Source organism: Nonomuraea sp. NPDC023979 (assembly GCF_040639085.1).
Lineage (GTDB): Bacteria > Actinomycetota > Actinomycetes > Streptosporangiales > Streptosporangiaceae > Nonomuraea > Nonomuraea ceibae.
Genome location: NZ_JBEZZG010000001.1, coordinates 573,780 through 598,369 on the forward strand (window position 1 = coordinate 573,780; position 24,590 = coordinate 598,369).

Consider the following 24,590-nt stretch of genomic DNA (forward strand, 5'->3'; position numbering starts at 1 on the left):
CAGCGGACACTGTTCACCAAAGTGGACTATGAGCACCCCGATACGCCCTGAGTAGGGTGAATTCCATGTCCAGGTATGCGGTCGTCGCCGCCGTCGTGGTCGCGGACACGGCGCTGTTGTGGCTGGACGGGACCCAGGGCTGGATGCTCGCCGCCTACGCGGTGGCCGTGGCACTCACCGTGGCGGCGGCGAACCGGCTGCCGTTCGCCGCCTTCTTCGCGGCGCTGGCGCTGGCCGTGCTCACCGGCGCTTCCCTGGCGCTGCTGGCCTGCACCGGCTTCCAGGCCGGGCACCGCATCTCCGCGCGCCGGGACGTGGTGGTGACGGCCTGCGCCCTCAGCGCGTACGTGTGCGTCCTGCTGCTGGCCGTGCGGCGGTCCCCGGGCTCCGACGAGCCGTGGATCAGCTTGGCCCGCGTCGTCATCCTGACCGCGCTGCCGCTGCTCGCCGGCCGGTACGTGGCCCAGCAGCGCGAGCACATGCGCCGCGAGCGGGCCCTGATCGCCGAGCAGGAACGCCTGCGCGAGCGGCTGCGCATCGCCCAGGACATGCACGACTCGCTCGGCCACCTGCTCAGCCTGGTCTCCGTGCAGGCCGCCGCGCTCCAGGTCGGCCCGCTGCCGCCGGACCAGCGGCAGGCCGTGGGCGGCCTGGCCGACACCGCCCGAGCCGCCGCCGCAGAGCTGCACGAGGTGGTCAACGCGCTGCGCGAGCACGACGTGCCCGGCCTGGACGATGTCGGCGACCTCGTCGCCCGCTCCCGCGCCGCCGGGGCCACGGTGACGGTCGACACGTCCGGCGAGGCCGTCCCGCTCGCCGACCCGAGGGCCTCCCACGCCGCCTACCGGGTCGTCCAGGAAGGGCTGACCAACGCGGTCAAGCACGCGCCCGGCACGCCGATCACCGTGTCGCTCGACTGGCAGCCCGACGCCCTGTTGATCTCGGTGGCCAACCCGGCGCCCCGCGCTCCCGCGGCCTCCACCGGCGGCGGCAGCGGCCTGCGCGGGCTCACCGAGCGCGTCGCCTCGGCCGGCGGCCTGCTGCGCGTCCACCCCGGGACGCGCGAGTTCCGGCTCGTCGCGATGCTCCCCCTGGTGCCGGTCCTCGCGGAGGCAGCCTCATGATCAGGACCCTGGTGGCCGACGACGAACCCCTCATCACCACCGGCATCCGCACCGTCCTGGAGTCGGCGGGCGACATCGAGGTGGTGGCCACCGCCCGCGACGGCCGCGAAGCCGTGCGGGCCGCCCGAAGCCACAGCGTCGACGTCGCGCTCCTCGACCTCGCGATGCCCGTCATGGACGGCCTGGCCGCCGCCGCCGAGCTGACCGGCACGCGGGTGGTGCTCCTCACCGCCTTCGGCGACCAGGACAACGTACGGCGAGCGGTACGGCAGGGCGTGTCCGGGTTCGTGCTGAAGACGTGCACCCCGGACGAGCTCATCCGCGCGGTCCGCGCCGCGCACGCCGGGCACGCGTACCTGTCGCCGGCCGTGGCCCGCCAGGTGCTCGACATGGCCGCGCCCGGCGACGACGAGCGCGGACGCGACGCCGCCCGCAGGCTGGCCACGCTCACCGCGCGCGAGGCCGACATCCTCGCCCTGGTGGCGCAGGGCCTGTCCAACGCCCAGGTGGCCCGGCGCGCCCACATGACCGAGGCCAGCGTCAAGACCTACGTCAGCCGCATCCTCGCCAAGCTCAACTGCGCCAACCGCGTGCAGGCCGCCCTGCTCCTCCGCGACGCGCCGTTCCCCGCCTGACCCGGCGGGCGGCCGTGGAGCAGGGTCAGTGCCCCATGTCGTGCTTGCGGCGCGGGGGCCTGCCGTAGCCGAGCGTGCCCATCATGCCCTGCTCCTGGTGGAAGAGGTTGTGGCAGTGGAACATCCACTCGCCGGGGTTGTCGGCATGCACGTCGATCTTCATGCGTTCGCGCGGCTTGATGTTGACGGTGTCCTTCCTCGGACCGCCCCGGTCGGTGGTCCGGACCTGGAAGGTGTGGCCGTGCAGGTGCATGGGGTGCCACATGTGGGTGTCGTTGTGCATGACGATCCTGATCGTCTCGCCGCGCTCGACGCGCAGGCGCAGCGGGTCGTCGACGCCGTGGCCGTTGAGGGTCCACTCGTCGCCGCCGGGGCGTTTACGCAGGCCGAACGTGACCGTGACGGTCCGGGAGGGCTGGGGGAGCTGGTCGGCCCGCCGAGCCTCCAGGTCCTGATATTTCAGCATCTGGCGGTTGAGCTCCGGCACCGTGCCGTCCGGCGACGGCCTGCGGGCCCCCCGCGAGGTCCGCACCACCGCGAACGCCCGCCCGCTCTTGCCCTCCGCCATCGCCATCAGCGGGAACGCCCCCTCGCCCAGCGTCGTGACGAAGTCGTAGCGCTCGCCCATGCCCAGCACGAACGCGTCCACGGTCACGTGCTTGCACGGGAACCCGTCGGTGTGGGTGACGGTCATGCGGTGCCCGCCGAGCGCGACCCGGAAGGCGGTGTCGGCCGCCGCGTTGATCACCCGGAACCTGACCCGGGCGCCAGGACGGCTGTGGAACGTCCTGGGCTCGTTCGCGGTGTGCCCGTTGACCAGGTAGTACGGGTAACGCATGTGCCCCGCGACGCCGCCGAGGAGAGGGCTGCTGAGGCCCTTGTCGTGCGAGGTGGCGCTCATCCGCCGCTCGGCGTCCTCGGGGGTGCCCTTGACGCCGTCCTGCCAGTCGTCGAGCACGACCGTGAACTCCTGGTCGTAGCCGAGCGGCTCGCGCGGGTCGGCCACGACGAGCGCGCCGTACAGGCCGCGGTCGCTCTGCATGCCGACGTGCGAGTGGTAGAAGTACGTGCCGGGGTCCGGGACGGTGAACACGTAGTCGAACGTGCCGCCGGGCGGGGTCGGCCGCTGCGAGAGGCCGGGGGCGCCGTCCATCTTCGGGGTGATGCGGATGCCGTGCCAGTGCACGGTGGTCGGCGCGGGCAGCTCGTTGACGAGCCTGACCCGTACGGTCCGGCCGGCGGTGGCCCGGATCAGCGGGCCGGGCAGCCGGTCGTCGTACATCCAGGTGGACAGGGTGCGCCCGTCGAGGACGACGGTGCCGGGCCGGGCCCGCAGCACGCTGCCCCGGGGAGCCGCGGCGGCCACCGCGGGGCCGTCCATCGGGCCGACCACGGGGGCGGCGCCCAGGGCGGCGAACACGCCGCTGACGAACAGCCTGCGGGACACGGCCCCACGCGAATCATTCACTGCGGTTCCTCTCCTTCACCCCACGCAAGGTAACGGAGAGTCACCGACAGGGCACGGCGCGACGCGCCCGGTTCAGCTCTGATCGCCCGCGCGTCAGCAGCAGGCGTCGCCGCGCCACGCCTCGCGGCCCTCCTTGACCGCGACGGCGGCGATGACCAGGGCGGCGACCGGGTCCGCCCAGGACCAGCCGAACAGGCTGTTGAGCGCCAGCCCGGCCAGCAGCACGCCGGACAGATAGGTGCACAGCAGGGTCTGCTTCGAGTCGGCCACCGCGGAGGCGGAGCCGAGCTCGCGGCCGGCGCGCCGCTGCGCGTACGACAGGAACGGCATGACGACCAGCGACAGCGCGGCGATGATCAGGCCGGGAGTGGAGTGCTCGGCCTCACCGGCGCCCAGCAGGGCGCGTACGGCGTCGAAGCCGACGTAGGCGGCCAGCGCGAAGAACGAGATCGCGATGACCCGCAGCGCCGTCCGCTCCCGCTTCTCGTGGTCGGCGGCGGTGAACTGCCACGCCACGGCGGCAGCCGAGGCGACCTCCACGACCGAGTCCAGGCCGAAGCCGATCAGGGCGGCCGAGGAGGCGGCCGCGCCGGCGGTGATGGCCACCGCCGCCTCGACGACGTTGTACGCGATGGTGGCCGCGACCAGGAGCCGGACGCGGCGCCGCAGGACCGCCCGCCGGTCCGGGGCGGGCGGGTTCAGCGTGGTCATGACGCCTGGGCGGGGCGCAGGGCCACGGCGTGGCCGGTGGCGGCCAGCAGGTGCTCGGCCGAGGCGAGCAGGTCCATCAGCTCGGGCCGGGTGAGGGAGTAGAAGGACTGGCGCCCTTCGGCCCGGTAGTCGACCAGGTCGCAGTCGCGCAGGCAGGCCAGGTGCTTGGAGACCGTGGACTGGGCCAGGCCCAGCTCGCCCACCAGGTCGACCACCCGCGCCTCGCCGCGCGCGAGGCGGGCCACGATGCGCAGCCGGTTCTCGTCCGACAGGGAGTGGAACAGTGCCGCCGCCGGGGAGACGCCCGCGGCGATGTCCGCGCTCACGCAGCGCCCGGCCTCACTATCAATCGCCATACGGCGATGATATCCCAATGGCGCGATGCCTCAAGTCGTCAGGTCGTTGACCGGGTTGCGGGCGCCCTGCCCGGTCAGGACCCGTACGGCCTCCTCAGCGGCGAAGCGCCGCACGGTGGCGACGGCCTGCTCGGAGTAGTAGGCGGCGTGCGGCGTGACGATCACGCCGGGCAGCGCGAACAGGGGGTTGCGGGGCTTCCAGCCGCGCTGCTTCGCGGGCTCCTCCTCCAGGTCGTCCAGGGCCGCGCCGGCGATCCAGCCTTCGGTGAGCGCCTGGTGGAGCGCCGCGTCCTCGACGATCGGGCCGCGGGCGGTGTTGACGAGCAGGGCCGTCGGCTTCATCCTGCGGAGCGTCGTACGGTCGAAGGCGTGGTGGGTGCCTGGCGTGAGCGGCGCCTGGATCACCAGGTAGTCGGCGCCTTCCACGAGCTCGTCGAACGACACCGGCCGCACGCCGCGGGCCTGGATCTCGGCCTCGTCGACGAACGGGTCGTGCGCCCACACCTCGACGCCGAACGCCTTGGCGCGTTCGGCGATGAGCTGGGCGATGAAGCCGAAGGACAGCAGCCCGAACACCCGTCCCCGCAGCCGCCAGACCGGCTCCCCGCTCTGCCAGCGCCACACGCCCTCCCGGGTCGCCCGGTCGTACGCGCAGATCTTGCGGGCGGCGGCGAGCCAGAGCGCGACGGCGTGGTCGGCGACCTCCTCGGCGCACCAGTCGTTCGGCGCGTTCGTGACCTGGATGCCGCGCCGGGTCGCGGCGTCCACGTCGACGATGTCCACACCCGTGCCGTAGCGGGCGATCACCCGGCAGCGGGTGAACGCCTCGATCGCGCGGGCCCCGATCCGGGCGTACTGGGTCAGCACGCCGTCGGCGTCCCGGCCCTTCTCGATCACCTCCTCCTCGCTCTTGCACTGGGCGGCGAGCAGCTCGAACCCGGCGCCCTCCACGATCGCGCGCTCGATGTCCACGTCGCCGAAGTCGGAGTCGGCGATCATGATGGTGCCTCTGGCGTCAGTGCGAGTCACGGGGAATCCCCTTGGTGTGGACGAGGTCCTGGTAGTCCAGGGCGAGCTCCAGGCAGCCGCCGCCGTCGAGCTGCCCGACCGTGGCGCGGTAGATCTCCTGCCACGGCGTCTGGTTGTCGAGCGGCGGCGGCGTGTGATCGGCCCACCGCTCGGCGATCTCCTCGTCGGTCAGCAGGACGTCGACGCGGGCGTTGTCCAGGTCGACGCGGATGCGGTCGCCGGTGCGCAGGATGGCGAGGTTGCCGCCCGCCGCGGCCTCGGGGCTGGCGTTGAGGATGGACGGCGCGTCGGAGGTGCCGCTCTGGCGGCCGTCGCCCAGCGTCGGCAGCGTCGTGATCCCCCGCCGGATCAGCGTGGCCGGGACCTCCATGTTCACCACCTCGGCCGAGCCCGGATAGCCGATCGGGCCGGTGTAGCGGATGACGAGGATGCAGTTCTCGTCCAGCTCCAGGGCGGGGTCGTCGATGCGGGCGTGGTAGTCCTCCGGCCCGTCGAAGACGACGGCGCGGTAGTCCGCCACCGGGCGGAGGTCGCCGGCCAGGACGGAGGTCTTCATGACCGCGGAGCCGAACAGGTTGCCCGTCATGATGAGCAGCCCGCCGCGCGGGGCGAGCGGCTGGTCGTAGGGGCGGATGACCTCCGGGTCGGCGGGCGGGGCGTCGGCCAGGTTCTCGGCCACGGTCCGGCCGGTGACGGTCACGGCGTCGCCGTGCAAACGCCCGGCCGCCAGCAGCGACCGCATGAGGGCGGGCAGGCCGCCGGCGCGGTAGAAGTCCTCGCCGAGGAACTCCCCGGCGGGGGCGACGTTCGCCAGCACCGGGACGTCACCGCCGACGCGCTGCCAGTCCTGGATGGTCAGCGGCACCCCGACGTGCCGGGCGATGGCGTTGACGTGGATGGGCACGTTGGTGGAGGCGGCGATGGCCGAGGCGACCACGATCGCGTTCTCGAAGGCCGGCATGGTCATGATCTTGCGCGGCGTCAGGTCCTCGCGGACGAGATCCACCGCCCGGCGGCCCGTGTCGTACGCCATCTGCGCCCGCCGCCGGTACGGGGCCGGGATCGCCGCGCAGCACGGCAGCGACATGCCCAGGGCCTCGGCCAGGCAGTTCATCGACAGCGCGGTGCCCATCGTGTTGCAGTGCCCGATGCTGGGCGCGGAGGCCGCCACGCGCGCCGAGAACTCGGCGTAGTCGATCTCCCCGGTGGCCAGCAGCCGCTTCGACTGCCAGATCACCAGCCCCGAGCCCGACGCGGCCACCCGCTGACCCTGGTGATAGCCGTTGAGCATCGGCCCGCCGGACAGGACGATCGCCGGGATGTTCACCGTCGCCGCCGCGGCCAGGCACGCGGGCGTGGTCTTGTCGCAGCCCGTCGTCAGCACGACCCCGTCGAGCGGATACCCGTACAGCACCTCGACCAGCCCCAGGTAGGCGAGGTTGCGGTCCAGCGCGGCGGTCGGGCGCTTGCCGGTCTCCTGGAGAGGATGGACCGGGAACTCCAGCGGTATGCCGCCGTTGTCGCGGATGCCGTCCCTGACCCGGTCGGCCAGGGCCAGGTGGTGGCGGTTGCAGGGGACGAGGTCGCTGCCCGTCTGGGCGATGCCGATGATCGGCCGGCCGGACTGGAGCTCGCCCGGGGTCAGCCCGAAGTTGAGGAAGCGTTCGAGGTAGAGAGCGGTCATCTCCGGATTGCCCGCGTTGTCCCACCATGCCTGGCTGCGCAGGCCGCCTGTGGCCGCCATCAGGATCCCTCCGATCGGGCGAGGTTGACGCCGCTGGCGATGACGCCGATGTGGCTGAACGCCTGGGGGAAGTTGCCCATGAACGCGCCCGTCGACGGGTCGATCTGCTCCGGCAGCAGCCCCAGCGGGCTGGCCCGGGCGCACAGCGACGCGTAGAGCTCCCCGGCCCGGTCCCGCTCGCCCAGCAGGATCAGGTTGTCGACCAGCCAGAAGCTGCACAGCAGGAACGCGCCCTCGTCGCCGGGCAGGCCGTCGGGGGAGCTCTCGTGCAGGTAGCGGTAGAGCAGGCCGTCACCGGCCGACAGGCGTGCCGCGATCGCCGCCGTCGTGGCCGCCATGCGCGGGTGGGCCGCCGGGACGACCTTGCGCAGCGGGAGCGCGAGCAGGCTGGCGTCGAGGCTGCCGCCGCCGTCGAGATGCTCGCTCAGGCACTGGGCCCTCTCGTCCCAGGACTCCTCGAGGATGACCCGGCGCAGCGTCTCGGCCTCCCGGCGCCAGGACGCGATCTGGCCGGGCATGCCGAGGCGCTCGCCGATCGCCGCAGCCCGGTCGAGGGCGACCTGGCACATCCCGGCCGAGTACGTGAACACCCGGCCTTCGCTGCGCACCTCCCAGATGCCCTGGTCCGGCTGCCGCCACGTGCTCGCGGCGGCCTCGGCCAGCTCCGCCAGGCCGGACCAGAGCGCGGGCTGGAGCTCGCGGCCGGGGCGCAGCCACTGGTCGGCGCAGTCCAGCACCTCGCCGTACACGTCGTGCTGGCGCTGGTCGGCCGCGCCGTTGCCCCAGCGCACCGGGGCCGAGCGCCGGTAGCCTTCGAGCTCGGCGTCCTGCACCTCCTCGGGCACGGCGGCGCCGAGCAGCGTGTACATGATCCGCGGGCTGCGGCTCTGCTCGAAGGCGTCCAGCACCCAGCCGAGAAAGGCGTCGGCCTCCTCGCCGAAGCCCACCCGGCGCAGCGCGAACACGGCATAGGCGGCGTCCCGGATCCAGGTGTAGCGGTAGTCCCAGTTGCGCACCCCGCCGATCGGGGCGGGCAGCGACGAGGTCGGGGCCGCGACCAGCGACCCGTTCACCCAGTCGTCGCACAGCTTCAGCGTGATCACCGCGCGCCGGACCAGCGCCGCCTGCGGGCCGTCGTAGCCGCACTTGGCCATCCAGCGGCGCCACGCTCCGGCGGTGTCGCGCAGCATCGTCTCGGGGGCGAACCGGTGGTGCCGGTGGATGCGCCCCCACGACAGCACCAGGTCGAGCCGGTCGCCCTGCTCCAGGTCGTGCTCGGTGCGCAGCCCGGTCAGCGGCCGGTTGGACCGCAGGTGCAGGCGCAGATCGGGCCGCCGCAGCGCCCGCACCTCCAGGCCGCTGCCGAGCGCCCGGGCCTGCCCGCCGCCGCGCGGCTCCAGCTCCGCCCGCAGGCGCACGGTCCCGCTCACGACCACGGCCGAACGGACCAGCTCGGCCCGGCCCGCCCCCGCGTCGTCGCTGAGATCGGCCCCGGCGCGCAGGGCCAGCGCGTCCGTGATCCGTACCAGCCCGGACGGCGCGCGCAGCTCGGTCACCAGCACGGCGGTGTCGGGCTCGTAGAACTGGCGCGCCTCCAGCAGGCCGTCCGCGGTGAGCGTGAAATGCCCGCCACGGGCCTGGTCCAGCAGCCCGCACACCAGCGGTTCGCTGTCGAAGCGGGGAAGGCACAGCCACGGGATCGAACCGTCCAGGCCGACCAGCGCCGCCGTGTCGCCGTCGCCGATCAGGCCCAGGTCCTCCAGCGGCGGATAGCCGTCCGCGCGGCGGACCGGGCGGAAGGGCGGGTCGGTGTCGAGCATCGCCGAACTCTTTCGTCGGAATGGACTGCATCACCGAGTACCCCCGGCGGAGGAGCGGATAACGCCGCTTCTCCGCAGGTCAGCGGCCGGGAATTAATAAATCCTTTGGCGAATGCGTAACGGATTCCGCGTTACTCCGATCGGGCCGGCGGGCGTGATGACGGCCACGGTCACCCGGGTATGGGAGGGAAGAATCCGGGGGGAAGGTGCGTGATGGTCAAATCTGTGGTGGTCGGCGTGGACGGCTCCGCGCCGTCGGACACGGCGCTGGAATGGGCGGCCGCCGACGCGCGGCGGCGGGGGCTGGGCCTGCGGCTCGTCCACGTGTGCGAGCACTCCCGGTTCGGCCGGGAGGCGACGGACTACTGCGCCGGGACCCTGGAGGCCGCCCGCGACCGGGTGGGCCGGGCGGCCGGCGGCGTCGAGGTGACCACCGAACTGCTGGCCGGGCACGTCGTGGACGCGATGGTCGGCGAGTCGGCCGCCGCCGACAGCGTGGTGCTCGGCAGCCGGGGGCTCGGCGGGTTCAAGGGGCTCCTGATCGGCTCGGTGAGCGTGGGCGTCGCCGGTCACGCCGCCTGCCCGGTGGTGATCGTACGCGGCTCCGCCGAGCCCACGCACGGCCGCGTCGTCGTCGGCGACGACGGCTCCCGGTGCGCCGAGACCGCCCTGGCCTACGCCGCCGAGCAGGCCCGGGCCAGGGACGTGCCGCTGCTGGTCACGTACGCCTGGCAGGTGCCTGTCACGCCGTCGCTCGCGGTGGGCTACAGCGCGCTGCTGGAGCGCTCCTGCGAGGCGGAGCTCCGTACGGCGGCCGAACGGCTGAGGGTGTGGCGCGAGAAGCACCGGGACATCGAGATCGTCGGCGAGCAGATCGCCGGGCATCCGGCGGAGGCGCTGATCAAGGCCGGGGAGACGGCCGATCTGGTGGTCGTGGGCACGCGCGGCCTGGGCGGTTTCGCCTCCGCCGTGCTCGGGTCCGTGAGCCGGACGGTGCTGCAACAGGCGACCTGTCCGGTGGCGATAGTCCGCCCAGGGGCGAAACAGGCATAAAGTGCGGTGATGTCGCACCCCTGGCGCGGCTGGTGCCTCCTGCGGCCCGGCCTCCTGCTGTACGGCGGCACGGTCGGCACCAACGAGCCGCACGCGCACCACGCGGTGCAGCTCATCGTCGCCGCCGAGCCCTTCACGCTGGCCGACGCCCACGGGGAGCGGCTGACCACGCGGATCGCCGTCGTCCCGCCCGACACCGGCCACACGCTGATCAGCGGAGCCCATGACGCGCTGCTCGCCCACCTGGACCCGCGCAGCACGCCCGGCCGCGCCCTGCTCGCCCGCTCCGGCGCGGGGCCGCGGGCCTCGACCTGGTCGCCGCCCGCCGCCCTCGCCGGTTCCGGCGCTCAGGACGGGCGCGGGGGAGCCAGGCCGCTCATGTTCGCCGAGCCGCCGGCCGGGCACCCGCGCTCGGCCGAGGCGGCGGGCGCGCTGCGCACGGTCGAGGCGTGCAGCGGCCACAGCGGCGCCGCCGACGCCGCCCTCCACCCGGCCGTCGAGGCGGCGATCACCGTCATCCCCGCGCTCCTGCCGGCAGGACCGGTACGGCTGCGAGCGGTGGCCGACGCCGTCCACCTGTCGCCGAGCCGGCTCGCGCACCTGTTCGGCGCGCACGTCGGCATCCCGCTGCGGCCGTACGTGCGGTGGCTGCGGCTGCGGCAGGCCATCGACCGGGTGGCCGCCGGGGAGACGCTGACGGCTGCCGCGCACAGCGCCGGGTTCACCGACGGCCCGCACTTCACCCGCGCCTTCCGGCGCACCTTCGGCAACACGCCCTCCGAGCTCGCCGCCGCGATCGACTGGTTACCCGACGTCGGCCCGTGACCGGCGCAGCTCCCGCTTGAGGATCTTGCCGGTCGCGGTCATCGGCAGGCTCTCGCAGAACTCGACGATCCGCGGATACTTGTAGGCCGCCATGTTCTCCCTGCACCAGTCCACGAGCTCCGCCTCGGTCACCGCCGACCCGGGCGACGGGATCACGTACGCCTTGACCTCCTCGCCGTGCGAGCCGTGCGGCACGCCGACCACCGCCACCAGCGAGACCGCCGGATGCGTCATCAGCACCTCCTCCAGCTCGCGCGGGTAGATGTTGAACCCGCCCCGGATGATCATGTCCTTGGTGCGGTCGACGATGGAGTAGTAGCCTTCCTCGTCGCGGGTGGCGATGTCCCCGGTGCGGAACCAGCCGTCCCGCAGCACCTCCGCCGTCTCCTCCGGCCTGCCGTGATAGCCCTTCATGATGTTGTGCCCGCGCACGGCGATCTCGCCGGGCCCCTCGCCCTCCACCGTGTTCCAGTCGTCGTCCACCAGCCGCATCTCCACCCCCCACACCGGGAAGCCGATCGTGCCCGGCCTGGTCGGGCGGCTGAGCTGGTTGAAGCAGGCCGCCGGGGACGTCTCCGACAGCCCGTACCCCTCCAGGATCGGGATGCCGAACGTGGCCTCGAAGTCCTTGAGCACCTCCACCGGGCAGGCGGCCGCCCCCGACACCGCCACTTGCAGCGACGCCGGCACCTCGGCCTCACCCGCGTGGATCTTCGCCAGCATCGCCCAGTACATGGTCGGCACCCCGGCGAACATCGTCACCCGCTCCCCGCGCATCAGCTCCAGCGCCTGACCGGGCTCGAACCGCGGCACGAGCACCAGCGTGGCGCGGCGGCGCAGGCTCACGTTCATCACCGAGGTCTGGCCGAAGGAGTGGAACAGCGGCAGCACCGCCAGCGACACGTCACCCTCGGGGTCGCGGGGGAACATCTCGTCGCTGACCATCGTGTTGAGCAGCAGATTCGCGTGCGTGAGCTCCGCGCCCTTGGGCCGCCCCGTGGTGCCCGACGTGTAGAGGATGGCCGCGACGTCCTCCGCCCCGGTGCCCACCGTCTCGAACTCCCCGGACTTGCCGTCCAACGCCGCCCAGAACGACTCCCCGTACTCCGACTCGGTCGCCAGCGGCGTCGCCGGCAGGACGAAGAAGTGCTCACACCCCTCCGTCGCGTCCGCCGCCTCCCGCCCGCGCGCCCCCGTCGGCAGCTCGGGCGTCCCCTCGAAGCAGAACAGCGCCTTCGCGCCGCTGTCGTCCAGGTGGTACGCGATCTCCCTCGGCTGCAACAGCACGTTGAGCGGCACCACGGTCGCCCCGGCCTTCAGGATGCCGAAGTACACGAAGGGGAAGTACGGCACGTTCGGGCAGAGCAGCGCCACCTTGTCGCCCCTGCCGATCCCGCGCTCCACCAGCAGATTGGCCACCTGGTTCGCGACAGAGTCCACCATGGCGTACGGCAGCCGCAGATCCCCGTAGACCAGGGCGGTGCGGTCCGGGACCGCGCGGGCACTGTCTTCCAGAATGATCGACAGGTTGAGCATCGGGGCCCCTCTCGTCGGAACGCCTCGTCCGCCCCCAGAATGCTCCGCCCCCCACCCCCAACACTTGTACGAACGTGCCGACTCCACCCAACCGGGCTACGTCCATGTACACCTGGCACCGCCGTGGCGATCGCTCCCCGTGACAGGGCGCGGCACTGCGCGCACAGGGGGACTCGCGGACGGAACGATCGGGAAAGCACAGTTGGCGGCTTGAGCGACGCCAGGCTCTCTTCAGCTCAACCGTCACCGCAGGACATGAACGTCAGTGCGGTCGGGAGCGAGGTCATGCTCGCGGCTCCGGTCGTGGAGCCGGGGAGAGATCTTGAACTGGCCGCCAGGTTCGGCCTGGTGTTCAAGACGATCCCGCGATCCCTCTGATCAGGCACCTGGCGCCTGGACCGGGGAGTGCGGAACGTTATCGCGGAGGTTCTGCTGAAAGATGTAAAAGTCCTTCAGAAAAACCTCACGCGTTCCAGCTCGGACTGGTCGGCCTCTTGCACGTACACCTTCCCCCCGCTCTGGAGAATGCGTTCAATGAGGCTGTACATCTGCAGGGCCCGGTTGATGGCGTCGGTCTTCGTTTCGCCACGAAGCCCTACGACCTCTTCAAGCGCACGAGAAGAACGTTCGGTCAGATTGACGGTGACCCGCTCCAGTGGTCCGTGACCCCGACCGGTGGGCGGGCTCTTCGTGGGGCCGGCGGCTTCAGTTTCACGCACTTTCGGGGACATATTCTCTCGGGATCCTCCCGCGCGAGACATGGCTAAAACGGGCCTGGGAGTGCCATCCCGGCCCGTGCTCGTCGATGTCTTTCCTATCCTCGCAAGGCGACGCGAGGCACTGTCAGGGGTAACGGCTACCGTCAGCCGTGCAATGTCCGGTGACGGCGATGCGTGCCCTGGTGGGGGAGGCCGTGGTAACCGCCTCCTCGCCATCTGCCAGGGCTTGCGAAAATCCGGCACGATCGGCGCTGGCCCGGCAGAGGGGGAAGGTGTGGTCGGCAGCCGGTGCCTCTCCATCTTTCACCCTCTCCACTGCTTGTGACCTGCGAATATTTGTTTCTGCAGGCCCGACGGTACGACAGTGAGCTGTCTAGAGTCAAGTTCTTCGCTGAGTATCCATCAGCTAGTGTACGCGTATCGTACGCGTGCAGACCATACGTTACGTGGCTGCGAGCCATATCGAGTGATACTTTTACGCGTAGCACCGCAAACGCACGACCCCCGGCTCGTCCGGGGCCACTGGACTACCCCCCGCATCGCGCTGGGGCTCGCACAACCCCCCGCCGGGTCTCGCCTGGCGGGTTTCCTACATCAAGGCCGAGCGAGAAAGTGTTCAGCCACGTGAAGAAGCCAGTGGTCACCGACCTCACCAAAACCGAAGGCGACCCCACCCCCCGCGCCGACTTGCTGGAAGCCCGGGAGAGCGTCTCCTTCGAGGTCACCCTCTCGGGCGGTAAGCGGATCAACGCCACCGCCCCGGCTTGGTCGCCGAGCGGAATCGCCCCTGCCGTCGTCATGATCGCCCTGGTCGGCGTCATGGTCCCCGGTGCCTTCGCGGGACTGGCGATGGCCGTGGCGGCACCGGGGTGGATCACGGTGGCCGCCGCCCTCATCGCCTTCTGTGTGATCGCCGGCGGCGGAGCATGGGTCATCAGCAAGTTCGCCGACAGGCGCCAGGAGAGGTCGCGCAAGTCGTGAGGCCGCGAAGACCTCCGGGCGGGGTGAGGCTCGTCCTGACCAGCCGGTCCCTCGGGCGCGGCTGGCCAGGACGGGGTTTAGCCATGGCCGGAGACGAAGGGCCCCACCTCCGGCCAGCAGCGAAGGGCTGATGATCTCGAGGCGGGCAGGTGCCCGCCTCGAACACTGCGACAGCATGTGCCGGCGACGGATGGAGGTGATCACTGGGCGGCTCACGTATGGCCGCGTCCGGTCAAGGAGCGTGCCGTGCGGGTTTCGCGAACCGGCCGATGTCGCGCTCGGCCGTGCTCGTCGAGCCGGTGCGACAGCGGGGCGGCTACGGCCAGTACGGCTGGGCCCGCCGGGCCGCCATGGCGATCGGCTCCCCGTCCACGGTGACGAAGGTCAGCGGCACGTCGAACGCGGGCCATTCGATCACGAACTCGAACGGCTCGGGCGGTGGCAGCGGCCAGAGCCACAGGTTGCGACGGCTGGCGACGAAGCGGTCGCCGCCGCCTCCGCCGCCCTCGCCGGAGTCACGCAGAACGGGACCGTGCGGATTCTCGCCCGGGTGCCGGTCGACGGTGGTCGCCTTGGCGCCGCCCGGAAACCGTACGCCGAAGCGCAGGAGTTCGTCCGCCAGTGGCTTGCCGGGGCGCACGCGGTGCCGGTGCGGTCCGCCGAACAGCAGCTCGCGCCGGTCCCACCAGACGTCCTCGTCGCCGCCCTCAGGGTGCCGGGCCGCCAACCGGAGCCGTAACTCCACGCCCTGCGGGAAGGCGGCGGCGCTGGCGAGGGCGATGACCAGCTCCTGGTTGCGGAACAGCAGCTGCTCGATCGGGACGACACCGCCGAGCACGTCGCGGGGCGGGCCTAGCCATGGGGGATGCTCCAGCTCCACTCCTGGGTGCCGTTCGGGCGGCGACTGCGGTGCATGGAAGAAGTGCATGCGGCCACGCTATGCCGCGCCCGGCCGGTCGGGTGGGCAGGCGGTTTCGGGTGGACGGCCGTCCTCGATCACCTTGGTGTCGTCGCGGGCGGCCTTGAGCGCACGGCTGCCTTCGGAGGTGACCGCGATGATGCGGGCCCCGCGGTCTGCAGGGTCGGGGCGGCGGCGCACCAGGCCGTCGTTCTCCAGCCCGTCGAGGATGAGGACCCAGCTTGCTCTTGCCGACCGACACGGCCTGGGCGAGTTGCGAGCTGGCCAGGGCTTCGATGACGGCCATCAGGACCGTGTAGCCCACAGGTGCCGATGGTTGCGGAACAGCACCTGCTAGATCGGCGACGACGCCGTCGAGCACGTCGCGGGGCGGGCCGAGCCATGGGGTGGCGCAGCCGGCTGTCCATGTCCGCGCATCGGCATACGGCGGACCCCGCGCGGTCGTGGCGTCGAGGCGCACGTAGCCTCGGCATCGGAGGAGAACGGTCGCAGGGGATCGGGGTGCGAGGTGGAACCGACGGGCACGGCGCTGACGGAGGCCGACTGGGCGGCCCACCGGCCGGCGGTGTTCGGGGCCGCGTACCGGATTCTCGGCAGCGTGGCCGAGGCGGAGGACGTGGCGCAGGAGGTGTGGTTGCGGGCCGCCGCCGCCGACCTGTCCGAGGTGCGCGACGTGCGTGCCTGGCTGGTGACCGTGTCCGCCCGTACGGCCTACAACGTGCTGATGTCGGCGCGCGTGCGGCGCGAGTCGTACGTCGGGCCGTGGCTGCCCGAACCGCTGCTGACCGGGCCCGACGCCGCCGTCCGGGTGCTCGTGGACGAGTCGGTGAGCACCGCGATGCTGGTGGTCATGCGGACGCTCACCCCCGCCGAGCGCGTGGCGCTGGTGCTGCACGACGTGTTCGACCTCCCGTTCGCGCGCATCGCCGAGGTGCTGGGCGCCACGCCCGCGGCCAGCCGCAAGCTCGCCTCGCGGGCCCGTACGCGGGTCGCCGCCGTCACGGAACGGCCCCGGGCCTCCAAGGCCGAGACCAGGCGGGTGCTGGAGGCGTTCAGGGCGGCGGCCGAGGCCGGTGACCTGGCCGGGCTCGTCGCGCTGCTGGACCCCGAGGCCGTCTACGTCGCCGACGGCGGCGGCAAGGCGACGGCGGCGCGCAGGCCGGTCCGGGGCGCCGCGATCATCGCCCGGCTGGCGATCAGGCAGGTCGAGCTCAGGCGTCCGGACGCCGTCCGCGTCGTCGAGGTCAACGGGGAGCCCGCCCTGGCGACCTACTCCGGCGGCGCGCTGGTCTGGCTCGACACCGTGGAGGTCAGCGGCGGGCGGATCACGGAGTTCAGGAGGCTGGTCAATCCCGACAAGCTTCCGCGCATCGGTCACATCTGAGCCGGCTGTCTTGTCTCCCTGCCGATCCCTCCCCGTCCGTGGGGGGACAGGCTGAGAGAGGACGAGACGGTGGCACAGGTTGTGATCATCGGTGGCGGTTTCGCGGGCGTGTGGAGCGCGGCGGGCGCGGCGCTGGCGCGCGGGGAGCGGGACCTGCGTATCACGCTCATCGCGCCCGGCGAGCGGATGGTCCTGCGTCCGAGGCTGTACGAGCCCGACCCGGGCCTGGCCACGGTGGAGCTGCGCAGGATCCTCGACCCGATCGGCGTCGAGCACCTGCGCGCCACGGTCAGCGAGATCGACACCGCCCGCCGCGTGGTGGTGGCCGACGGCCAGGAGATCCCGTACGACCGCCTGGTGCTGGCGGCGGGCAGCGAGCTCGTCCGGCCGAGAGATCTGCCCGGCGCCGAACGGCTCTTCGACATCGACACCCTGGCCGGGGCTCAGCGGCTCGCCGACCGGCTGCGCGGCCGGGCGGACTGTTCCGTGGTGGTCGTCGGCGCCGGGTTCACCGGTCTGGAGGCGGCGACCGAGCTGGCCGCCCGGGGCCGGGTGCTGCTGGTGGACCGGGCGGCGGTGGTCGGCGAACAGCTCGGCCCGGAGCCGCGCGAGGCGATCGAGTCGGCCCTGGACGAGCTCGGCGTCGAACGCCGCCTCGCCACCACCGTGACCGAGGTCGGCGACGGCTACGCCGCCCTGTCCGACGGCACCAAGGTCGAGGCGGACGCGGTCGTCTGGTCGGTGGGCATGCGGGCGAACCGGCTCACCCGGCACATCACCGGCTCACTCGACCACCTCGGCCGGATACCGGTGGACCGGCACCTGCGCGCCCTGCCCGAGGTGTTCGCCGCCGGCGACACGGCCGCGGCGCCCTACGACGCCGGGCACACGGTCACGCAGTCCTGCCAGCACGCCGTCCCGCTCGGCAAGGTCGCCGGGTACAACGCGGCGGCCGACCTGCTCGGCCTCCTTCTGCGCGACTTCACCCCTGGCCCGTACGTCACCTGCCTCGACCTGGGCGGCGCCGGCGGGATCTTCACCCGCGGCTGGGACCGGAAGGTGATGGCCACGGGCGCCCACGGCAAGGAGATCAAGCGGCAGATCAACCAGGCGATCCACCCGCCCGTCGACGACGCCGCGAAGATCCTCGCCGCGGCCGACGACGTCTACCTGGACCTGCCCTTCTTCCCCCGCTAGGAGCTTCCCGCGCTGGGAGCTTCCCGGGCTGGGAGCTTCCGCGTCAGGAGGACGTCCCGCTCCTCGATAACGGCCGGTCCGGAGCCTCCTCACCGCCGGGCTCCGGCCGCGCCGCCAGCGGCAGTCGCAGCACGAACCGGGCGCCGTCCGGGTGATCGGCCACGAACAGATCGCCCCCGTACGCGTGGGCGATCTCGCGGGCGATCGGCAGGCCGAACCCGGAGCCGCCGGTGTCGAGCGTGCGCGCCTGGTCGTGCCGGTAGAGCCGGTGGAAGATGCGCTCCCGGTCCTCGGGCGGGATGCCGGGCCCGTCGTCGATGATCTCCAGGACGGCGTACGGCGGCGTGGCGGCGACCACGAACTCGATCCTGGTGGTGGTGTGGCGTTCGGCGTTGGCCACCAGGTTGGACAGCAGCCGGGCCAGCCGCACCCGCGAGGCCCGTACGACCACGTCCTCCTCCAGCCGGGTGACCACGGCCGCGCTCGGCGGGTGGGCGCCCAGCTCCTCCACGACCAGGCGGGCCAGGTCGACGAGCTCGACGCCGGGCGGCGGGGCCGTGTAGAGGCGGGCCAGGGCGAGCAGGTCGCCGACGATCTCGTTGAGCCGCTCGGCGTCGCGGTGCAGGCTCCGCAGCGTCCGGCGCAGGTCCGCACCCGGGTCGGACAGCGCGTCCTCCAGCTCGGTCAGCAGGCCCGTGATCGGGTTGCGCAGGTCGTGCGCGGCGTCGAACACGAACCGCTGCTGGTGCTCGATCGTCTCGTGCAGCATCGACACCTTCTGCTGCTCCTGCCGGTACGCCTGGTGGAGCAGCCCGTCGGCCCCGGCGTCCGGCTCCTCGGCGGCGCCGGCGACCTCCGTCTGCCCGAACACGACGATGATCCCCTTGGCGGCGCCCGACGGATCGAGCACCGGCGCGCTCGTCATCCGCCAGTGGCGCGGGTCGGGCGGCGCCCAGTCATGCCGCAGCAGCGGGACGACCTCGCCGACGCCCGAACCGGCCACCCGCTCCAGCGACGCGCGCACCTTCGCCGCCCCCGCCGCGCTCAGCCCCCTCGGGGCCACCGGCAGGGACCGGCCGACGACCTCGTCCCGCTCCTGGCCGGTCATCCGCAGGCAGGCGTCGTTCACGGCGAGCACGGCCAGCTCGCGGGTGAGCAGCATGCAGGGACACGGCAGCGCCTCGAATGCCGCCTGGTAGTCGACCGTCGCTCCCATCACCGGGTCCCCCTCAGCCGCCATCTACCCTCAGAGGCCCCGCGACATGCGAAAACATCAGAGAGCGGTCAGCCCAGGCGCATGACGCAGCCCAGCGCCGGCGACCCCGCGGTCTACCCCAGGTCGGAGAGGGTGATCTCCGGGGAGGGCAGGGGGGCGGTGTCCGGCCGGGCGCGCAAACGGGTGCGACCGTCGGAGGACGGGATGCGACCTGAGGTGGAGGTTTCCGGTCTGCCCAAGCCAAACTTCGGGCTGTCGTGCGTGAGAAGCGGCTTCCCTAGCGTCGGATCCCGACGAAAGGAAACCCTTACGATGAACGCGTTACGTCGGAGCCGGTGGCCGATCCCGGTGCTCATGGTGCTCTCGCCGCTGCTGGCGGAGGTGTTCAGCGGCTCCATGCCCGCCACCGACTTCTTCCAGCCGGGCATATTCCTCCCCTTCACCGTCTTCGTCTACGGGCTGCCGATTCTGGTGCTGCGCGAGGTGGCCACGCGGACGAGGACGGGACTGCTCGGCCTGTGGTGCCTGGGCATGATCTACGGCCTGTACAACGAGGGTCTGATCTCGGAGACGCTCTTCCACCCGCTCGACCCGGCGAACGACGCGTACGGGACGTTGGGGGTGGTGGCCGGGCTGCGGATCCCCTGGGCGCTGTACATCCTGCCCTGGCACGGCCTGTTCTCGCTCCTCACCCCGGTGCTGCTGACGCACCTGCTGTTCCCCGAGCAGGCGGACCGGCCGTGGCTGCCGAAGTGGGCCACCTGGGTGCTGGGGATCGTCACCGGCGGGCTGGCGATCGCCCGGTTCGTGTTCTGGGGCGAGAACCGCGGGGTGCAGGACGGCGGGACCTTCCTCCTGCACCTGGCGGTCGTGCTCGGTGCCGCGCTGGTCGCCTGCCTGGTCGCGGCGCGGCTGCCGCGGGGTCCGCGGGTGGTGGCGGTCGTGGATCGGCCGGGGGCGCGGTGGCTGCCGTTCGCGGCGGGGGCAGGGCTGTACGCGACCTGGTTCGTCGGGACCGAGCTGCTGGTCTCCATCGTCAAGGCCCCGTGGCCGGTCGTGGCGCTCTACACCTCGGCGGCGGTGGCGGCGGGACTCTGGGCGACGGCCCGGGTACGGGCGACGACCAGGGCCGCCGCCGCGCTGTTCGTCCTCGGCGCGGGAACGACACAGGCGGCCGTCGTCGTCCTGCTGATCGGACTGCTGGTCGGCGACGCCTTCAGGGCCCTGTCCGGAGCCGTCTTCGTCGCCGTCTACCTCACCGCCACGGCCCTCGTCGCCCGGCGGCAGGGCCGAGCGGCGCAGTCGGCCGGAGAGATCAGCCGCGCAGGTAGCTGAGGACCGCCAGGACCCTGCGGTGACTGATCTCGTCGGCGGGCAGGTCCAGTTTGGTGAAGATGCTGCCGATGTGCTTGGAGACGGTCACCTCGGAGATGACGAGATCCCTGCCGATGGCGGCGTTGGACCGGCCCTCCGCCATCAGAGCCAGCACCTCGAGCTCGCGCGGGCTGAGCCGCAGCAGCGGGTCGGCCCGGTGCGTGAGCAGCCGCCGCACCACCTCCGGGTCGATCACCGTCTCGCCGCCGCCCACCTCCCGCATGGTCGCCACGAACTGGGCGCCGTTCGCCACCCGGTCCTTGAGCAGGTAGCCAGTGCCGGCATCACCGCTACGCAGCAGCTCGGAGAGTGCGGCGCCGTCGACGTACTGGCTGAGGACCAGCACCGGCAGCGAAGGGCGATCGCGGCGCAGCGCGATCGCCGCCCGCAGGCCGTCGTCGGTGTGGTCGGGCGGCATGCGCACGTCGGTGACGACGATGTCGGGCCGGAAGGCCGAGGTCGCGCTGCGAAGCTCACCGGCGGTAGCCACTGCGGCCACCACCTGATGCTCGAAGTACGTGAGAAGGTTGACCAGGCTCTCCCGCAGCAGGCCGGAATCCTCGGCCAAGACGACTCTCATGCCGTCACCGGGTGCGGCAAGCAGGGGATCTCGGCGCGCAGGACGGTCGGCCCGCCGCCGGGGCTGGTGAACCTCACCCGGCCGCCCACCGCGGCCACCCGGTCCGCCATGCCCTGGACGCCGCCGTCCGCCCGTACGTCGAGGCCGCCCCTGCCGTTGTCACCCACTTCCAGGATCAGCGTGTCGCGGGCGATCCAGCCGCTGACCCAGCAGTCGTCGGCCTCGGCGTGCTTGGCGACGTTAGCCAGAGCCTCGCTCACCATGAAGTACGCGGTGCTCTCCACACTGGGCACGAGCCTGCCCGGAACGTCGATCTTCACCCGGATCCTCAGGGAATGAGCCCTGGCCAGCTCGGCCACGGCTTCGGGGAGGCCGCGCTCGGCCAGCACCCGCGGATGGATGCCGCGTACGAGCTCGCGCAGCTCCTCCAGCGTCGTGATGGTCTCTAGATGGGCGCGGGACAGCAGGCTGTGCAGCTTGGGATCGGCCACGGTCATCCGCGCCATGTCCAGCATCACGCCGAGCGCGACGAGCCGCTGCTGGGTGCCGTCGTGCAGATCACGCTCGATGCGCCGCCGTTCGGCGTCAAACGCGTCGAGCAGTCGCCCGCTGGAGCCGACCGTCTCCATGTCCGGGATCTCGTACGGGGGAGGCGCGAGCAGCACCCGGGCGATCGGAACCCGCATCTTCGCGGCCACGACGGCCAGGTAGGCCGCGGCCACCAGCCCGAGCGCTGCGAACCCTGCCACCAGGAGCGAGTCCGCCAGCGTGGCCAGGTGCGTGCCGAGGAGGTCGACCGGCCCGGACACCAGGTAGACGACTGGTGCGGCGACGAAGACGATACAGACCAGCGGTATGGCGGCGACGGCGTAGTCGAGCAGCCACAGCCCCGTGATCAGCGCCGTGGTGTAGCCGAACGCGCGCCAGGTGGCGTTCTCGCGGAGCCTGGTGCCGATCCACGCCCTGGGCCCCGGCCGGCGCAGGGTCCGGTGCGGGCTGGGGAGCGCAGGCAGGCCGAGCAGCCGTAGCCGCCGGCGTTCGACAGCGCCGATCGGGATCCCCGCCAGCCCGGCCGCCGTCAACGGGACGAACCCGATCGCGAGAGGCGCCAGCGTCACGCCCACCAGGACGAACGTCAGCACCACCGTCATGGTCACGCCGCCGAGCAGGGCGCCGGTCGCCGCGTACGCCCAGGCGCGCCAGGGCGTGGAGGAGGTCAGGAGCCTGGTCGGGTGCATGCTCTCCACACCGCCGGAGCTTAGGACCTTTCCCGGCTCCTGCCATGACAGCCACCTATACCAAGAAATGTCGTACCTGCCGTGATTCGCCCGTCCACCGGTCACCTGTGTGCTGGAGACCTCGTCGTCTACCGCACTGGAGGGCATCTCGTGAGGCCGGTTCACTCCGCACCAAGGCGATCGGTCACCTGGCCGATGAAACCCACCGCGCGCAGGGTGTGGCTGGTGCTGCACGTGAGCCTGTCCGTGGGCTGGCTCGGCGGCAGCTACGCCATGCTCGTCATGGGCGTCGTGGCGCTGACCAGCACGGGAATGCCCCTGCGGCCCGCGGCCTACGACATGCTGCACATCAGCGACACGGCGATCATGATTCCCGGGAGCCTGGGGGCCCTGGTCACCGGACTCGTGCTGGCGCTGTACACCAAGTGGCGCGTCCTGCATCACTGGTGGGTCGTCACCAAACTGGTGCTCACCGTCTTCGCGATGATCTCCGGGTACGCGTACACCGCCCAAGGGGTGAAGGCCGCGCTCGCCATGACCCTGGCCGACCCGGGGGCCGACATCGGCTCCTTGGAGCCCGGGTTGCTGGCGGGGTCGGTCGTGATGCTGGTCGTCCTGTCCCTCGCCACGGTGCTGTCCGTCGTCAAGCCGTGGGGACGCACCCGATGTGGCCGCGGCCCCAGCAGCCGCCGACCCCGGGCCTCGGCACACTGACCGTCCCAGCCGGCGCGAGAGAAGGTGTCGGCTCACTCCTTCTGACCTGGCCGTACGATGCCCGTCTCGTACGCGTACACGACGAGCTGCACCCGGTCACGCAGATGCAGCTTGGTGAGGATCCGGCCGACATGGGTCTTCACCGTCGCCTCCGAGACGGTCAGCGTCTCGGCGATCTCGCCGTTGGAGTGACCGCGGACCACCTCCGCCAGCACCTCGCGTTCGCGCTCGGTGAGCTGGTCCAGCCGCCCGTCGGCAGGGGAGCAGCCGGTCGCCGGGTCGGGCAGGTGCTGGGCGAAGGCGTCGATCAACCGGCGGGTCACCTGCGGCGCGACCACTGCGTCGCCGGAGGCCACGGCCCGGATGCCGGTGAGCAGATCGGGCGGCGGCACCTCCTTGAGCAGGAACCCGCTCGCGCCGGCACGCAACCCGGCGAACACGTACTCATCGAGGTTGAACGTGGTCAGCAGCAGGACGCGCGCCGGGGATCCGGACTCGACGATCCGCCGGGTGGCCTCGATGCCGTCCATCACCGGCATCCGGACGTCCATCAGCACCACGTCCGCTCTCGTGGCGCGGGTCATCGCCACGCCCTGCGCGCCGTCGCCGGCCTCCCCGACGACCTCAAGATCGGGCTGGGTCTCGAACACCATGCGGAAGCCGAGACGCAACATGGGCTGGTCGTCCACCAGCAGCAGCCGGATCTTCACGGGCTTCCGTCACCGAACCTGAGGCGGGTGCGCACCCGCCAGCCGCCATCGGGCAACGGCCCCGCCTCGACCCGGCCGCCGTAGGCCGCCGCCCGTTCGGCCATGCCGGCCAGCCCGTGCCTGGCGGTCTGCGCCCCCGCCACGGCCAGGGCGGACGCGCCACGCCCGTCGTCGACGATCTCCAGCTCGGCCCCGGAGACCGTATAACTCAGCCGGATCTTCGCGGCGGCCTCCGGGCCTGCATGCTTGATCGTGTTGGTCAGCGCCTCTTGGACAATCCGGTAGATCGCCAGCCCCGGGCCCGGCCCCCAGCCGCCCGGCACGCCTTCACGGGTCAGGGTCACCTGTACGCCTGCCTCCCGCACCTGGTCGAAGAGCAGATCGAGATCGTTCACGCCGGGCGGCGGGGCCAGGCTGCCCTTCTCACCGACGCTGCCCGGCCGGGTGCCAATGTCGGGCCCGGTGCCGCTGCCCGGCCCGGTGCCGCTGTCGGGCTCGCCGTCGCGGAGCAGCCCCAGCAGCCGGCGCATGTCCGCGAGCGCCTCCCTGCCCACCGCCGACACCTTCCCCATCGTGTCGGCGGCCCGCTCCGGAGCCGTCGTCGCGGTGAACGCCGCCCCGTCGGACAGCGCCACCATCACCGCCAGGTTGTGGGTCACGATGTCGTGCACCTCCCGGGCGATCCGGCTCCGCTCGGCCGCCACCGCGAGACGAGCCTGCTGGTCACGCTCCCGTTCCAGCCGCTCGGCCCGCTCCCGCAGTCCCGCGAGATGGGCCTCCCGGGTCTGGAGCGTCACCCCGAGCAGTACGGCCACCGCCACGCCCGAGGCGAGCACCACCACGTCACCCCACCGCAGCCCCGCCACCAGCACGCCGTAGAGAAAGGCCGCGCCGAGCACCGCCACCGGCGGCAGCACCCGCGGCCACGGGCGGTGCCGGGCCACCGTGTAAGCCGCCATCCCGACCACGGCCACCGGATAGACCTCCTGCACCCCCGCCACATAGGACGCCAGGCCGAGCCCGACCGTCACATACAGCACCAGAACCGGAGCCACCCGCCGCCACACCAGCGGAAGACAGACCACGCCCAGCCAACCCCACCCGGCCACCCCGTCCAACCCAGGAACGTTGGCCAGCACCACCACCCCGGCCAGGGCGGCGTCCAGCACCCACCCGTGCTCCCGAGCGCGGGCAACGAGTCGTCCGACCACGTCAGCGACGCTACCGACGACCGCCGGCCACCGCACCCACCCCAGG

At 72.3% G+C, this 24,590-nt stretch carries 23 protein-coding genes; 9 read left to right on the forward strand and 14 right to left on the reverse strand.

What is annotated here, in order from left to right:
- Nucleotides 1-65: 65 nt before the first annotated feature.
- Complete coding sequence (locus AB0G11_RS02775) at nucleotides 66-1,124, forward strand: histidine kinase (protein ID WP_219515174.1); 1,059 nt, start codon at nucleotides 66-68, stop codon at nucleotides 1,122-1,124.
- Nucleotides 1,121-1,759 carry a response regulator transcription factor gene (locus AB0G11_RS02780; protein ID WP_357583521.1) on the forward strand — a complete coding sequence of 213 codons (639 nt, stop codon included), beginning with the start codon at nucleotides 1,121-1,123 and terminating at the stop codon, nucleotides 1,757-1,759. Before AB0G11_RS02775 ends, AB0G11_RS02780 begins: the two co-directional genes overlap by 4 nt.
- A 25-nt stretch (nucleotides 1,760-1,784) precedes the next feature.
- Here the strand turns inward: AB0G11_RS02780 and AB0G11_RS02785 are convergent, their stop codons facing one another.
- The 6 genes from AB0G11_RS02785 to AB0G11_RS02810 form a co-directional block, all read right to left on the reverse strand.
- Nucleotides 1,785-3,227, reverse strand: coding sequence for a multicopper oxidase family protein (locus AB0G11_RS02785; RefSeq protein WP_357583523.1), 1,443 nt, complete (start codon nucleotides 3,225-3,227; stop codon nucleotides 1,785-1,787).
- 93 nt (nucleotides 3,228-3,320) lie between these two features.
- On the reverse strand, nucleotides 3,321-3,938 hold the full coding sequence (locus AB0G11_RS02790; protein ID WP_357583525.1) for a cation transporter: 618 nt from the start codon (nucleotides 3,936-3,938) through the stop codon (nucleotides 3,321-3,323).
- Nucleotides 3,935-4,294 carry a metalloregulator ArsR/SmtB family transcription factor gene (locus AB0G11_RS02795; protein WP_357583527.1) on the reverse strand — a complete coding sequence of 120 codons (360 nt, stop codon included), beginning with the start codon at nucleotides 4,292-4,294 and terminating at the stop codon, nucleotides 3,935-3,937. The genes AB0G11_RS02790 and AB0G11_RS02795 overlap by 4 nt, the downstream gene beginning before the upstream one ends.
- A gap of 30 nt (nucleotides 4,295-4,324) precedes the next feature.
- Nucleotides 4,325-5,323: a C-terminal binding protein gene (locus tag AB0G11_RS02800; protein WP_357583529.1), complete on the reverse strand. Its 999-nt coding sequence runs from the start codon at nucleotides 5,321-5,323 to the stop codon at nucleotides 4,325-4,327.
- Nucleotides 5,310-7,067: an IlvD/Edd family dehydratase gene (locus tag AB0G11_RS02805; protein WP_357583531.1), complete on the reverse strand. Its 1,758-nt coding sequence runs from the start codon at nucleotides 7,065-7,067 to the stop codon at nucleotides 5,310-5,312. Before AB0G11_RS02805 ends, AB0G11_RS02800 begins: the two co-directional genes overlap by 14 nt.
- Nucleotides 7,067-8,887 (reverse strand): glycoside hydrolase family 15 protein, encoded by a 1,821-nt coding sequence (locus tag AB0G11_RS02810; protein ID WP_219515156.1) that lies wholly within the window; start codon nucleotides 8,885-8,887, stop codon nucleotides 7,067-7,069. Before AB0G11_RS02810 ends, AB0G11_RS02805 begins: the two co-directional genes overlap by 1 nt.
- Before the next feature lie 213 nt (nucleotides 8,888-9,100).
- Between AB0G11_RS02810 and AB0G11_RS02815 the strand changes: the two genes are divergently transcribed.
- Both AB0G11_RS02815 and AB0G11_RS02820 read left to right on the forward strand, forming a co-directional pair.
- Complete coding sequence (locus AB0G11_RS02815) at nucleotides 9,101-9,940, forward strand: universal stress protein (RefSeq protein ID WP_357583533.1); 840 nt, start codon at nucleotides 9,101-9,103, stop codon at nucleotides 9,938-9,940.
- A 9-nt stretch (nucleotides 9,941-9,949) separates the two neighbouring features.
- Nucleotides 9,950-10,765, forward strand: coding sequence for a helix-turn-helix transcriptional regulator (locus AB0G11_RS02820; protein WP_357583535.1), 816 nt, complete (start codon nucleotides 9,950-9,952; stop codon nucleotides 10,763-10,765).
- Here AB0G11_RS02820 and AB0G11_RS02825 read toward each other — a convergent pair.
- Nucleotides 10,745-12,301, reverse strand: coding sequence for a long-chain fatty acid--CoA ligase (locus AB0G11_RS02825; RefSeq protein ID WP_357583537.1), 1,557 nt, complete (start codon nucleotides 12,299-12,301; stop codon nucleotides 10,745-10,747). The two genes, AB0G11_RS02820 and AB0G11_RS02825, sit on opposite strands and share 21 nt — an antisense overlap.
- Nucleotides 12,302-12,753: 452 nt before the next feature.
- A complete protein-coding gene (locus AB0G11_RS02830; RefSeq protein ID WP_357583539.1) occupies nucleotides 12,754-13,032 on the reverse strand; it encodes a hypothetical protein in 279 nt (92 codons plus the stop codon).
- A 624-nt stretch (nucleotides 13,033-13,656) separates the two neighbouring features.
- Here AB0G11_RS02830 and AB0G11_RS02835 point away from each other — a divergent pair.
- Complete coding sequence (locus tag AB0G11_RS02835; protein WP_357583541.1) at nucleotides 13,657-14,001, forward strand: hypothetical protein; 345 nt, start codon at nucleotides 13,657-13,659, stop codon at nucleotides 13,999-14,001.
- A 316-nt stretch (nucleotides 14,002-14,317) separates the two neighbouring features.
- Here AB0G11_RS02835 and AB0G11_RS02840 read toward each other — a convergent pair whose 3' ends face one another.
- Nucleotides 14,318-14,929 (reverse strand): hypothetical protein, encoded by a 612-nt coding sequence (locus tag AB0G11_RS02840; protein WP_357583543.1) that lies wholly within the window; start codon nucleotides 14,927-14,929, stop codon nucleotides 14,318-14,320.
- Between the two features lie 499 nt (nucleotides 14,930-15,428).
- Here AB0G11_RS02840 and sigJ point away from each other — a divergent pair, with 499 nt between their 5' ends.
- Both sigJ and AB0G11_RS02850 read left to right on the forward strand, forming a co-directional pair.
- Nucleotides 15,429-16,304: an RNA polymerase sigma factor SigJ gene (gene sigJ / locus AB0G11_RS02845; protein WP_357583545.1), complete on the forward strand. Its 876-nt coding sequence runs from the start codon at nucleotides 15,429-15,431 to the stop codon at nucleotides 16,302-16,304.
- 69 nt (nucleotides 16,305-16,373) lie between these two features.
- The gene (locus AB0G11_RS02850) at nucleotides 16,374-17,501 is read left to right on the forward strand and encodes an FAD-dependent oxidoreductase (protein ID WP_357583547.1); all 1,128 of its coding nucleotides are present in this window, start codon (nucleotides 16,374-16,376) and stop codon (nucleotides 17,499-17,501) included.
- Nucleotides 17,502-17,544: 43 nt separating this feature from the next.
- On the opposite strand, the gene AB0G11_RS02855 is transcribed toward AB0G11_RS02850, so the two are convergent.
- The gene (locus tag AB0G11_RS02855; protein ID WP_357583549.1) at nucleotides 17,545-18,741 is read right to left on the reverse strand and encodes an ATP-binding protein; all 1,197 of its coding nucleotides are present in this window, start codon (nucleotides 18,739-18,741) and stop codon (nucleotides 17,545-17,547) included.
- Nucleotides 18,742-19,029: 288 nt separating this feature from the next.
- On the opposite strand from AB0G11_RS02855, the gene AB0G11_RS02860 reads away from it, so the two are divergent.
- A complete protein-coding gene (locus AB0G11_RS02860) occupies nucleotides 19,030-20,052 on the forward strand; it encodes a hypothetical protein (RefSeq protein ID WP_357583551.1) in 1,023 nt (340 codons plus the stop codon).
- Here AB0G11_RS02860 and AB0G11_RS02865 read toward each other — a convergent pair.
- The gene (locus AB0G11_RS02865; protein WP_357583553.1) at nucleotides 20,033-20,671 is read right to left on the reverse strand and encodes a response regulator transcription factor; all 639 of its coding nucleotides are present in this window, start codon (nucleotides 20,669-20,671) and stop codon (nucleotides 20,033-20,035) included. The genes AB0G11_RS02860 and AB0G11_RS02865 overlap by 20 nt on opposite strands.
- Nucleotides 20,668-21,909: a sensor domain-containing protein gene (locus AB0G11_RS02870; protein ID WP_357583701.1), complete on the reverse strand. Its 1,242-nt coding sequence runs from the start codon at nucleotides 21,907-21,909 to the stop codon at nucleotides 20,668-20,670. Before AB0G11_RS02870 ends, AB0G11_RS02865 begins: the two co-directional genes overlap by 4 nt.
- A 195-nt stretch (nucleotides 21,910-22,104) precedes the next feature.
- On the opposite strand from AB0G11_RS02870, the gene AB0G11_RS02875 reads away from it, so the two are divergent.
- A complete protein-coding gene (locus AB0G11_RS02875; protein ID WP_357583555.1) occupies nucleotides 22,105-22,623 on the forward strand; it encodes a hypothetical protein in 519 nt (172 codons plus the stop codon).
- Nucleotides 22,624-22,655: 32 nt separating this feature from the next.
- On the opposite strand, the gene AB0G11_RS02880 is transcribed toward AB0G11_RS02875, so the two are convergent.
- Both AB0G11_RS02880 and AB0G11_RS02885 read right to left on the reverse strand, forming a co-directional pair.
- Nucleotides 22,656-23,333: a response regulator transcription factor gene (locus AB0G11_RS02880; protein WP_219517909.1), complete on the reverse strand. Its 678-nt coding sequence runs from the start codon at nucleotides 23,331-23,333 to the stop codon at nucleotides 22,656-22,658.
- Nucleotides 23,330-24,544: a histidine kinase gene (locus AB0G11_RS02885; RefSeq protein WP_357583557.1), complete on the reverse strand. Its 1,215-nt coding sequence runs from the start codon at nucleotides 24,542-24,544 to the stop codon at nucleotides 23,330-23,332. Before AB0G11_RS02885 ends, AB0G11_RS02880 begins: the two co-directional genes overlap by 4 nt.
- Between the last annotated feature and the right edge of the window lie 46 nt (nucleotides 24,545-24,590).

Bases quoted from the DNA above. Each gene is read 5' to 3' on its own strand.
- AB0G11_RS02855 (WP_357583549.1), bottom strand. From the start codon at position 18,741: ATGGCGGCTGAGGGGGACCCGGTGATGGGAGCGACGGTCGACTACCAG.
- AB0G11_RS02790 (WP_357583525.1), bottom strand. From the start codon at position 3,938: ATGACCACGCTGAACCCGCCCGCCCCGGACCGGCGGGCGGTCCTGCGG.
- AB0G11_RS02775 (WP_219515174.1), top strand. From the start codon at position 66: ATGTCCAGGTATGCGGTCGTCGCCGCCGTCGTGGTCGCGGACACGGCG.
- AB0G11_RS02840 (WP_357583543.1), bottom strand. From the start codon at position 14,929: ATGCACTTCTTCCATGCACCGCAGTCGCCGCCCGAACGGCACCCAGGA.
- AB0G11_RS02875 (WP_357583555.1), top strand. From the start codon at position 22,105: ATGAAACCCACCGCGCGCAGGGTGTGGCTGGTGCTGCACGTGAGCCTG.
- AB0G11_RS02815 (WP_357583533.1), top strand. From the start codon at position 9,101: ATGGTCAAATCTGTGGTGGTCGGCGTGGACGGCTCCGCGCCGTCGGAC.
- AB0G11_RS02870 (WP_357583701.1), bottom strand. From the start codon at position 21,909: ATGCACCCGACCAGGCTCCTGACCTCCTCCACGCCCTGGCGCGCCTGG.
- AB0G11_RS02795 (WP_357583527.1), bottom strand. From the start codon at position 4,294: ATGGCGATTGATAGTGAGGCCGGGCGCTGCGTGAGCGCGGACATCGCC.
- AB0G11_RS02780 (WP_357583521.1), top strand. From the start codon at position 1,121: ATGATCAGGACCCTGGTGGCCGACGACGAACCCCTCATCACCACCGGC.
- AB0G11_RS02830 (WP_357583539.1), bottom strand. From the start codon at position 13,032: ATGTCCCCGAAAGTGCGTGAAACTGAAGCCGCCGGCCCCACGAAGAGC.
- AB0G11_RS02865 (WP_357583553.1), bottom strand. From the start codon at position 20,671: ATGAGAGTCGTCTTGGCCGAGGATTCCGGCCTGCTGCGGGAGAGCCTG.
- AB0G11_RS02805 (WP_357583531.1), bottom strand. From the start codon at position 7,067: ATGGCGGCCACAGGCGGCCTGCGCAGCCAGGCATGGTGGGACAACGCG.
- AB0G11_RS02820 (WP_357583535.1), top strand. From the start codon at position 9,950: ATGTCGCACCCCTGGCGCGGCTGGTGCCTCCTGCGGCCCGGCCTCCTG.
- AB0G11_RS02825 (WP_357583537.1), bottom strand. From the start codon at position 12,301: ATGCTCAACCTGTCGATCATTCTGGAAGACAGTGCCCGCGCGGTCCCG.
- AB0G11_RS02860 (WP_357583551.1), top strand. From the start codon at position 19,030: ATGAACGCGTTACGTCGGAGCCGGTGGCCGATCCCGGTGCTCATGGTG.
- AB0G11_RS02810 (WP_219515156.1), bottom strand. From the start codon at position 8,887: ATGCTCGACACCGACCCGCCCTTCCGCCCGGTCCGCCGCGCGGACGGC.